9 protein-coding genes are annotated in these 11,125 nt (G+C 54.2%); 2 read left to right on the plus strand and 7 right to left on the minus strand.

Annotated elements, in window-relative coordinates; genetic code table 11:
• Nucleotides 1-20: 20 nt before the first annotated feature.
• The 5 genes from ltaE to ACM615_RS15540 all read right to left on the minus strand — a co-directional run bounded on the left by ltaE (nucleotide 21) and on the right by ACM615_RS15540 (nucleotide 6,978).
• Nucleotides 21-1,034, minus strand: coding sequence for a low-specificity L-threonine aldolase (gene ltaE, locus ACM615_RS15520; protein WP_132965403.1), 1,014 nt, complete (start codon nucleotides 1,032-1,034; stop codon nucleotides 21-23).
• 188 nt (nucleotides 1,035-1,222) lie between these two features.
• A complete protein-coding gene (gene poxB / locus ACM615_RS15525; RefSeq protein WP_132965401.1) occupies nucleotides 1,223-2,944 on the minus strand; it encodes a ubiquinone-dependent pyruvate dehydrogenase in 1,722 nt (573 codons plus the stop codon).
• A 294-nt stretch (nucleotides 2,945-3,238) separates the two neighbouring features.
• A complete protein-coding gene (gene hcr / locus ACM615_RS15530) occupies nucleotides 3,239-4,252 on the minus strand; it encodes an NADH oxidoreductase (RefSeq protein ID WP_431012141.1) in 1,014 nt (337 codons plus the stop codon).
• 6 nt (nucleotides 4,253-4,258) lie between these two features.
• Entirely contained in the window at nucleotides 4,259-5,911 is a 1,653-nt protein-coding gene (gene hcp, locus ACM615_RS15535; protein WP_431012142.1) for a hydroxylamine reductase, read from the minus strand.
• 167 nt (nucleotides 5,912-6,078) lie between these two features.
• Nucleotides 6,079-6,978: a lysine exporter LysO family protein gene (locus tag ACM615_RS15540; protein ID WP_112287398.1), complete on the minus strand. Its 900-nt coding sequence runs from the start codon at nucleotides 6,976-6,978 to the stop codon at nucleotides 6,079-6,081.
• Between the two features lie 189 nt (nucleotides 6,979-7,167).
• Between ACM615_RS15540 and ACM615_RS15545 the strand changes: the two genes are divergently transcribed.
• Entirely contained in the window at nucleotides 7,168-8,901 is a 1,734-nt protein-coding gene (locus ACM615_RS15545; protein ID WP_112287291.1) for an ATP-dependent nuclease, read from the plus strand.
• On the opposite strand, the gene ACM615_RS15550 is transcribed toward ACM615_RS15545, so the two are convergent.
• Together ACM615_RS15550 and cspD are read right to left on the minus strand one after the other, a co-directional pair.
• Entirely contained in the window at nucleotides 8,898-9,887 is a 990-nt protein-coding gene (locus ACM615_RS15550; protein WP_112287292.1) for a VirK/YbjX family protein, read from the minus strand. The genes ACM615_RS15545 and ACM615_RS15550 overlap by 4 nt on opposite strands.
• Nucleotides 9,888-10,181: 294 nt before the next feature.
• Nucleotides 10,182-10,403: a cold shock-like protein CspD gene (gene cspD / locus ACM615_RS15555; RefSeq protein WP_015696601.1), complete on the minus strand. Its 222-nt coding sequence runs from the start codon at nucleotides 10,401-10,403 to the stop codon at nucleotides 10,182-10,184.
• Between the two features lie 394 nt (nucleotides 10,404-10,797).
• On the opposite strand from cspD, the gene clpS reads away from it, so the two are divergent.
• Nucleotides 10,798-11,118, plus strand: a complete 321-nt coding sequence (gene clpS, locus ACM615_RS15560; RefSeq protein WP_013574769.1) for an ATP-dependent Clp protease adapter ClpS — start codon at nucleotides 10,798-10,800, stop codon at nucleotides 11,116-11,118.
• The last annotated feature ends 7 nt before the right edge of the window (nucleotides 11,119-11,125 follow it).

An 11,125-nucleotide genomic window follows, 5' to 3' on the forward strand; every position in this document is an offset into this window, starting at 1 on the left:
GCCGCAGACGTAACGGATTATCAGGCGTGCTGGTGCAGGAATTCCTGCCACAATGCGACCACTTTTTGCAGATCTTCGCGGCTGATATTGATGTGCGTCAGCACGCGGGTCACAGGACCTGCGCTGATGATCACGCCGCGCTCGCGCATCCACGGGCCCATTTTAGCAGCCAGTTCCGCGCTTTGCTTGATGTAGAGCACGTTGGTTTGCGCACCGGGCTCTGCGATTTCAACGCCGATTTTGCTTAGTTCTTCTGCCAGCCACTGCGCATTGTCGTGGTCATCTTTCAGACGTGCGACGTTATTTTCCAGCGCATAAATCGCCGCCGCTGCCAGAATGCCCGACTGACGCATACCGCCGCCGGTCATTTTGCGCCAGCGGTTAGCACGCTGGATATACTCTTTGCTGCCGACCAGCAGTGAGCCAACCGGCGCACCCAGACCTTTCGACAGGCAAATGGTCAGCGTGTCGCAATACTGTGTAATTTCACGCAGTTCAACGTTTTGCGCCACGGCCGCATTCATAATGCGCGCGCCGTCGATATGCAATGCCAGTCCTTTTTCACGGGTGAACGCGTAGGCCTTTTGCAGATAATCCAGCGGAAGCACTTTGCCGCTATGCGTGTTTTCCAGGCTCAGCAGGCGGGTACGCGCGAAATGGATATCATCGGGTTTGATGGCTGCGGCCACTTTATCCAGCGGAATAGAACCGTCGGCGTCCATGTCCAGAGGCTGCGGCTGAATGCTGCCGAGTACCGCTGCGCCGCCTGCTTCATACATATAGTTGTGGGCTTTCTGGCCGACAATATATTCTTCGCCACGCTGGCAGTGCGTCAGTAACGCCACCAGATTGGCCTGCGTTCCGGTCGGTAAAAACAGCGCGGCTTCTTTGCCGCAAAGTTGTGCCGCCATGTCCTGTAAAGCGTTTACCGTTGGGTCATCGCCGTAGACATCATCGCCGACTTCAGCGCTGGCCATGGCCTGACGCATAGCTTCACTGGGGCGGGTTACGGTATCACTGCGTAAGTCGATCAACGTGGCTTCCTTCTGGGTGAATGCCCGTCATACCTCGAATTGCTGATGCGTTGACTGCGTTTACTCACCCCGGTCACTTAGTTATCTAAGCTTCCGGGGACTCGCAAACTTGTCGCCTTACTTCAATCCGGACTATTTAGGGCTGCATATGAGAGTTTGTCTAATCATGCACTATAGCCCTGTCAGGGTTATCGCAGCCAGTTGGTTTTTGCCAGATCGACCACTTCGTCGCCGCGGCCGCTGATCACTGCGCGCAGCATGTAAAGGCTGAAACCTTTTGCCTGCTCGAATTTAATCTGCGGTGGCATTGCCAGTTCTTCGGTGGCGGTGATCACGTCAATCAGTACCGGCCCTTCGTAGGCGAAGGCATCCTGCAAAGCAGTATCGATATCAGACGCTTTCTCGACACGGATCCCTTTGATACCCGCGGCTTCGGCAATGGCGGCGAAATCCGGGTTTTTCAGTTCGGTACCGTCAGTCAGGTAACCGCCTGACTTCATTTCCATCGCCACAAAGCCCAGCACGCTGTTGTTGAAAATGATGATTTTCACCGGCAGCTTTTGCTGCGCCAGCGTCAGGAAATCCCCCATCAGCATCGCGAAACCGCCGTCACCGCACAGCGCAACGACTTGACGCGAACGGTCGATGGCCTGCGCGCCAATTGCCTGTGGCATGGCGTTCGCCATTGAGCCGTGGTTGAAGGAACCGAGCAAACGGCGCTGGCCGTTCATTTGCAGATAACGACATGCCCACACGGTCGGCGTACCGACGTCGCAGGTGAAAATCGCATCGGCAGCAGCAAAGCGGCTGATTTGCTGCGCCAGATATTGCGGGTGAATGGCCTGCTTGTCGTTCGGCGTGGCCAGCCCGTCGAGATCTTTACGCGCCTCTTCGTAATGCTTCAGCGCCTTGTCGAGGAATTTGCGTTCGTTCTTCACCTGCAACTGCGGCAGAAGGGCGGTCAGGGTAGATTTGATGTCGCCGACCAGCGCCATATCCACGTGACAATGCGCGCCGATGCTGCCCGGATTGATATCAATCTGAATGATTTTGGCATCGGTCGGATAAAACGCCCGATACGGGAATTGCGTGCCGAGCAGGATCAGCGTGTCGGCATTGAGCATGGCGTGGTAACCGGAAGAAAATCCGATCAGACCGGTCATCCCGACGCTGTACGGATTGTCCCATTCGATGTGTTCTTTACCGCGCAGTGCATGGACGACAGGCGCTTTCAGGGTTTCAGCCAGCTTAATCACTTCGTCATGCGCACCCGCACAACCGCTGCCGCACATCATTGTAATGTTCGTCGAACCGTTCAGCAGTTCGGCCAGCTTTTCCAGTTCGGTCGGCTGTGGTGTGACTTTAGGCAGTACCGGCGGATACCAGCTGACTTTGGCGTCTTCCGGCGCAGGTTTAAGCGCCACGTCGCCTGGCAGCACAATCACGGACACGCCACGGTTGAGAATGGCTTTGCGCATGGCAATCGCCAGCACCTGCGGCAACTGTTCGGGATTACTGATCAGCTCGCAGTAGTGGCTGCATTCGCGGAATAATTCTGTCGGATGGGTTTCCTGAAAATAGCCGCTGCCGATTTCGCTCGACGGAATATGCGCGGCAATCGCCACCACCGGAACGTGATTACGGTGGCAGTCGAACAGACCGTTGATCAGATGCAGGTTGCCGGGCCCGCAGGAACCGGCGCACACCGCCAGTTCACCGGTAATTTGTGCTTCGGCACCGGCGGCAAAGGCGGCGACTTCTTCGTGGCGCGTGCCCAGCCATTCAATAGTCCCCATGCGGTTCAGGCTGTCGCTGAGCCCGTTAAGGGAGTCGCCGGTGACGCCCCAGATCCTTTTTACGCCTGCTGCTTCAAGAGTTTTCGCCAGGTATGCTGCTACGCTTTGTTTCATAGTCCCTCCGGTGCGCCCGTCATCCTTCGAGCTGCCTCTGCGTAGGCTGCTTTCGCGAACCCCGGTCACATACTTATGTATGCTCCCGGGAATTCACTCAGTTGCCGCCTTGATCCAACTCGAATGATTTAGGGCTAATTTTCAAATAAGTGGATTAAGCATAGTCCACTGATTACATCCTTGAATGTTCAGCCTTAAACCATACAAAAATATGCGGGGTAGGGAGGTGAAGATTTGTAAATCTGCCCGCGAAGACTGTAAAAAGTCATGTGCGGGCAGTGAGTTAATGTGTGATCAGGCGAGGGTGACGTCACCCTGAAGCTGACAGCTACAGGCCAGCACATAACCCTGGGCGACTTCTTCATCGGTCAGCGTCATGCGGCTGGTGGTCTGATAATCGCCGGAAAGTATCCGGGTTTTACAACTGCCGCAGACGCCTGCACGGCAGGCAGCGGTGACCGGCAAACTATGCTGTTCCATGGCAGCCAGCAATGTCGTTCCCACCGGAACGCGGTAATTCTGTAACGGCATCAGGCGTGTCAGCGTCAGTTGCTGATCGGCAGATACCACGGTTTCAATCGCCTGAAATTGCTCTTTGACGATGTTGCCCGCCGCCACACCGAGTTCTTTTGCCCAGTCACCCGCCAGTTGCATATAGGGCGCGGGGCCACAAATCATCACGCGTCGTGTCTTAATATCCGGCACCCGGCTTTGCAGTAAATCCTGACTCAGACGCCCGGCGATTTGCCCCGGCAGTGCACCATTTTCAGCAAGAAGGGTCAGATTCAGTTGCGGATAGCGCGCCGCCAGCTGCTGCCATTCGCTGGCAAAGATAATGTCCTGCGGGCTGCGCACGCTGTAAAACACCTGTACGCTTTGCGCCGGATGATGTGCCAGAACATCGCGCGTGATCGACATCACCGGCGTCACTCCGCAACCTGCAGCCAGTAAGAGCAAGGGCTGTTCCGTGTCGCAGGTGAATTCCCCTTGCGCGTCACTCAGCCACAGATAATCACCGGGTTTTACCTGCTCATTCAGCCACTCTGAACCTGCGCCTCCTTCAATGCGGCGCACCGTCAGCTGAATAAAACGGCTCTGGCCCGGAGTGGAAGACAGCGTATATGCGCGCTGTACGTCGCCACTCTGACCGATATTGACCAGCGCAAACTGGCCGGGACGATACGGATACACATCGTGATTTATCAGCGCCAGCGTGCGGACATCCGGTGTTTCCTGCGTGACGGAATACACCTGCATACGGTTCTGGCACAGCGCGGTCGGCTGATCGGGAAATAAAGGAAAATTCATTTCAGCTTACTCCGGCAGCATGGTTTTCAGATCCTGCTCAACCGAAGTGATTGCGCGCAGGCCAAATTTTTCATTCAGGATTGCCAGCAGGTTATCGGTCAGGAAGGCAGGTGCCGTCGGACCGGTAGCGATATTTTTTACGCCGAGCGACAGCAGTGTCAGCAGGATCACAATGGCTTTTTGTTCAAACCAGGAAAGCACCAGACTCAGCGGTAAATCATTCACACCGCAGCCTAATTTCTCGGCCAGATTGACCGCCAGAATAATGGCAGAGTAGGCGTCGTTACACTGGCCGACGTCCAGCAGGCGCGGCAGGCCTTCGATGGAACCGAAATCCAGTTTGTTAAAGCGGTATTTGCCACAGGCCAGCGTCATGATCAGGCAATCCTGCGGTACGCTGCGTGCCAGATCGGTGAAGTAGCTGCGCTCGCCGCGGCTGCCGTCGCACCCGCCGATCAGGAAGATATGGCGCAGTTTTTTAGCGGCGACGAGATCAATCACGGTATCCGCCGCGCCGAGCAACGTCTGGCGGCCAAATCCGACTGTTATTTCCTGCTCAATTTCGCTGTAACGGAAGCCCGGAAGCTGCAAGGCCTGCGCGATCACCGGCGCAAAATTTTCACCTTCCAGATGCTGGACGCCCGGCCAGCCGACGATGCTGCGTGTCCAGATCCGGTCGCCGTAGTTACCGACGTTCGGGTCGATGATGCAGTTGGACGTCATCACCACCGGCCCCGGGAATTTCGCGAATTCCACCTGCTGATTTTGCCAGCCGCTGCCGTAGTTACCGGCCAGATGCGGGAATTTTTTCAGTTCCGGATAACCGTGGGCAGGCAGCATTTCGCCGTGGGTATAAATATTGATGCCGGTACCGGCGGTTTGCTCGAGCAGCATCTGCAAATCTTTCAGGTCATGGCCTGAAATCAGAATCGCTTTACCCGCCAGCGGACGGACATTGACGTTGGTCGGCTGCGGATGGCCGTAGGCATCGGTTTCGCCCTTATCCAGAATTTCCATCACACCAAAGTTCATTTTGCCGATTGCCATCGCATTTGCGAGCAGTTCCCCCATGTCCGCTGGCTGCGTGCCGAGCCACGCCATCAGACGGTGATATTCGGCGTAAATAGCGGGGTCAGACTGCCCCAGAACGTGCGCGTGTTCCATGTATGCCGCTGCACCTTTCATGCCGTACAAACACAGCATCCGCAGGCCATGAATGTCATCGCCAATCTGCGCTTTGTCGCCGTTCAGCGCAAACTGCTGCGCCTGTTGTTGCAGCTCATGGAGGCTTTCGCTGACCAGTTCCAGCGCCGCCAGCGGATGGCTGACGGTGATTTGCGGATCCATCATGCGGCAACGCACGGCCAGAGATTCGCGGTGGATTATGGCTTCACGGGCATAGCCGACGATGCGGTCAGAGTCGAAATTCACATTAGTCAGGGTGGAGAAAAAGGCGCGGGGCGCGAAGCTGTCGATCTCTTCATCGATAATCCCGTAGCCTCGTGCGGTCAGCGCCCAGGCGGACAGGCCTTCGAGCACGGCGACCAGTAAGTCTTGTAAATCAGAGGTTTCTGCCGTTTTGCCACACATTCCCTGCGCATAAGCGCAGCCATTGCCCGCCGGGGTACGGACTGTTTGTTCACATTGCACACAAAACATAATGAGGTCCTTTTTTAAAGTTGCATTTTAAATGCTTGTTTTAATGCAAGCCTAAAACTGGCAGGGACGGAAATGAAGGGGTTTTTAGGACTAAGTGAAGGGGAATTGATTTATCGCAAGTTTTACAGGGGAGTGCCCGCTGCCGGAAAGCAGCGGGAAAACAAGTATCAGGCGGAGAAAAAGGCCATCAGCACAGGCGCTATCAGGCTTAATACGAATCCGTGAACGACGGCGGGCGGAACCATATCCAGGCCGCCACTACGCTGTAATACCGGCAGGGTGAAGTCCATTGACGTGGCACCGCACAAGCCGAGCGCCGTCGAGCGGCTGGTACGCACCAGCGTCGGGATCAGCATAATGGCGCACAGTTCGCGGGCCAGGTCGTTAAAGAACGCGGCGCTGCCGATCACCGGGCCAAAAGAATCGGTAAGCACAATGCCGGAAAGCGAATACCAGCCGTAGCCGGAGGCGAGCGCAAGGCCGGTTTTCAGCGGCAGGCCGAGCAATAACGCGGCGATTGCACCACCAGCTAAGGCGCTGACGGCGACCACCACCCCGACCATCATTCCGCGACGGTTAAGGATTATCTGTCGCAGCGTCATGCTGCTGTTGCGAAGCTGTATACCGACCAGTGCCAGCAGGAATAACAGCGCAATTTCGCTGGCTTGCGAGGCGAAGGTCAGCCAGTGCCATTGGGTCAGGCCGAGCGCGAAACCACCGATCACCACACCGCATAACTTCAACGATTCCAGCGCCATGTGAATACGCGACGGCAGTTTTTCCTGTTTGTGCTCTGATTTCCACGGACGGCGGCGTTCGAGCAGCCACAACGCGGCGTAGTTCATCACAAAAATGCACAGGAAACACACTGCCGCATATTTGAAAATCAGCAGTAAATTTGTGCTGAGATTATCGAGGAAAGCCAGACTGATGCCCATAATGAAAAGGATGACGTACACCATCCAGCTCAGCAACTGATTAACAATATGCAGCAGGGGCCGGTTTTTTAGCGGAATAAGGTAGCCGGCGATCAGCGGCAGGAGAATAATTAACAGCCCGGAATACATGATGCAAAAGTCCCTGAAAAGTGAGATCCCATAAGTGGAACGCGGCGCAGAAAAGGCCGCCCGCCACGCTAACGAAAAGTTATCTGACTGTAAAGCAGCTTCGGCACGCAGAGATATCTTTGCACGCTTGACCTGAACCATTTTTTAACGCCATGCTCAGGAAAGTTTTGAGCGCACAGGAGGCGTCTGATGTATCTGGAACGTATTGATATTGTCGGTTTTCGCGGGATTAACCGCCTGTCTTTAACGCTGACACAGCCCGCTCAACGTGGCGCATCGATTACCGGCGCCTCCCGACAGGGGGAGGGCGAATCCTTTCCGACCAACACCGTTCTCATCGGTGAGAATGCCTGGGGTAAATCCAGTCTGCTCGACGCGTTAACTCTGCTGCTTTCTCCGGAACCCAAACTGTACTGCTTTAAAGAAGAGGATTTCTATTTCCCCGCCGGCGAGGAGGAATCCAAATCCCAGTACCTGCACGTGGTATTTACGTTCTGTGAGAATCAGGCCGGTCATCATATGTCGCCGCGGTTTAATTCACTCTCACCGCTTTGGGTGAAATGTGCTGACAAACTCAACCGGATTTATTACCGGCTGGAAGGCGAACTTGACGACGATGGCAGCGTCATGACGCTGCGCAGCTTCCTGTCGTCCAGCGGTCAGCCTTTAAATCTGACGACGATTGATCCGCTGGCGCAGGCTTTGATCCGCCTCAATCCGGTATTACGTTTACGCGATGCGCGTTTTATCCGCCGTCTGCGCAGTGAAACACTGGCGCCACGGCTGGCGGCTAATAACGAAGAACTGGCAAAACAACTGGATGAACTGACGCGGGAGCTGGTCCACAGCCCGCAGACGCTGAAAAACAGCGAACTGCGCAGCGGGCTTTCGGCGATGCAGCAGTTGCTGGAACATTATTTTGCCGAGCAGGGGACATCGAACAGTGTGCCGTGGCAGCAAAAACGTCATGGCCGCGCAGAAAGCCGCCGGGCATGGCGTTCTCTGGATAACATCAACCGTATGATTGCCGAACCCAACAGCCGCAGTATGCGGGTGATGCTGCTTGGCATGTTCTCGACGCTGTTACAGGCTAAAGGATCAGTGGTGTTGCATCCCGATGCCAGACCGCTGTTGCTTATCGAAGACCCCGAAACACGCCTGCATCCGATCATGCTTTCTGTGGCGTGGGGCCTGCTGGATCAGCTGCCGTTGCAGCGGATCACCACCACCAATTCCGGCGATTTGCTTTCCCTGGTACCGGTCGAACAAATTTGTCGTCTGGTGCGTGAATCTGGTCGCGTGGCCGCGTATGGCATTGGTCCGGAAGGGCTGAGCCTGGAAGACAGCCGCCGCATTGCGTTTCATATTCGCTTCAACCGGCCGTCTTCTTTGTTCGCCCGTTGCTGGTTGCTGGTTGAAGGGGAAACGGAAGTCTGGTTGCTGAATCAGCTGGCGCGGCAATGTGGTTATCATTTTGAATCTGAAGGGATCAAGGTCATTGAGTTTGCGCAGTGCGGGCTTAAGCCGTTGCTGCGTTTTGCCCGGCAAATGGGTATTGAATGGCATGCGCTGGTCGATGGTGATGAAGCGGGGCGAAAATACGCGGCGACGGTGATGGCTAATGTGGAAAGCCATGAAGATACGTTGCGTTACCGGCTGACGGCCTTACCTGCACAGGACATTGAATATTTTCTGTATCGCGAGGGTTTTGAAGATGTTTACCGCAAGAATGCGGGAATACCGGATAACGCGCCAATGTCGCCAAGGCGCATTCTTGATAAAGCTGTTCACCGCAGTTCGAAGCCGGATCTGGCAATAGACGTGGCGATGGCGGCATCGTTGCGGGGAACCTCATCGATTCCCCCGTTGCTGCGACAGATGTTTTCCCGCGTGGCCTGGCTGGCGCGCGGGAGAGCCGATTAAGCAGCCTGAGTTTGGGCGACAGTAACCGGATTGCCGTGTCCGCTGGTGAATGTCTGGCGGATCTGGCTTTCCAGGTCATCTAACAGCAGATAACGGCGGCGGTACTCGGAACGGCGTTTACTGGCGATTTCTTCCAGCGGGCGGTGCGCAATCTGGCGGGGCAGATGGAAATAACCGTCTTCGCCCTGTTTTGCATCCAGCGTTTCCCAGAAGCTGTCGTAATCGGCATACACCATCCCTTTACGTTTTTTGTAACGCGGATCCTCATAAATATGCGTGTGGTTGCCGACGGCAATCAGTTGCGTCATGCCTGTTACATCCGCCAGCGTTGTCAGCGCTTCAATCACCAGACGTTTCGGGAACAACCCATGGCAGGCTTTAGTAGCTGTCTGAATTTCCTGGTGATCCACATGGGCGCGCGGCCCCTGCAATGCGCCAATAAACAGCGTCGGCTGACCCTGATACTCAATAAAAGAGAACGTCACGATAGCAATCGGTTCTCCCTGCGGATTATTGAAGGACAGCGTCGCTTCGCCTTCTTTATCCAGACGGCTGACGGCGTTAAAGGTAATGGCATAACGCTGATCTTCTTTACCGGTCAGGGTGGCAATCGCCATCGGTTTTTTATTCAGATAGCCGTGATTAATGGCGTCCGGCAGGCAGTCCTGGATCATATCGTAATGATCGGTGATCCGCTTCAGGGCCTGAGCCTGATTGATATTGGCTGCCTGATAGGTGCGATGTAATTTCGCTGGCAGGCCGGGCATTGCCAACAGAATTTCATCACGTTGCGGATGCTGCGCCAGATAATCGAGCAGTGCAAACGTTCTGCGCGGCTGCTTCAGCGTGCGGAAAAGGAATTTAAGGCGATAGCGCGGTAATTTCCAGGACGGCCCCGGCGTGATGCGGTTGGTGAGGAGTGCCTTCATCAACTGCAAGCCTGAAAGCGGGGCTTTTTCTACGCCAGGATAATGGAGAGTCGTCATGGTCTTTACCTGTTATTTGCAACCGGGTTTTTGTTACCGATATTTCAACAGGAGCTGCATAAACGACTGTGCAACGGGGAAAAGTATGGAGAAATTGAACGTGATTTGTTGAGATTGTGTTTAGATTTGATTTTGTTTATGTCGTGTCTTAGCAATTGGTGTCTAAAAAATGTACTTTATTTTCGTAAAGAGGGCTTGAAGCCTGAGCCATTCTCCCCCATAAATAAAAATGCCAGTCAGTGAGTGACCGGCATTTGCAGTAGACGTGTTATCTGATACGTGATGCTGAACCGGTCAGGCGACCGCTTCACTTTCCACTGGAATAATGAGGCTGGCATGATTCCCCTTTGGGCCTTCATGAACGTCGAAATTGACCTGCTGGCCGGCTTTTAAAGTCCGGTAACCCTCCATCTGTATTGTGGAGTAGTGAGCGAAGATGTCTTCACCGCCATTTTGCGGGCAAATGAAGCCAAAGCCTTTAGCATTATTGAACCATTTAACCGTACCCGTCTGCATGCTTCTACATCCCTCTCATGACTAGTCTGGTAGTAAATAGATAAAGCCAGTTGAGTGAGCACGTAGGCCAGAACGTCGGCGATAAGCGCCTGTTCAGGCCGGTTTAAACCCCGTCCGGCTCACGAATTTACACTCTAGTGGAATAGAGAAAGACGTCAAGGAAACGGCATTTGTCCCGGGGGAGCAGATAACCAAAGTTTGAAGCAGGTAACGCTATTGACATATTTTGTTAAATTTTCATCCGCGTTATCGGTTGCACGCAAAACATTTTGTGCAGCGGCAAGGTGAGGCCAGAGATGGTAAAATACGGTAATAACGGCGTGAGGCTCTGCAGAAAGCCTTCATGCTTGTGTATTTGGCTTCCGATACGATCTTCACAGGTGATGAACAGGCAATGGGCAATAATCAAGACTGGCTAAATTTTGAACATTTGGCGGCGGATAAGCAAAAGGATGAGGTAAAACCGCCATCTATGTATAAAGTTATATTAAACAACGACGATTACACTCCAATGGAATTTGTGATTGACGTTCTGCAAAAGTTCTTTTCTTATGATATTGAACGTGCAACGCAACTGATGCTCCAGGTGCACTACAGAGGCAAAGCGATATGCGGTGTTTATACAGCCGAAGTCGCCGAAACCAAGGTCGCACACGTAAATGAGTACGCCAAGGAGAATGAGCATCCGTTGCTGTGTACGCTGGAAAAAGCCTGATTAAGGC

Origin of the sequence: Rahnella sp. PAMC25617 (assembly GCF_050606005.1) — a bacterium.
GTDB lineage: Bacteria > Pseudomonadota > Gammaproteobacteria > Enterobacterales > Enterobacteriaceae > Rahnella > Rahnella variigena.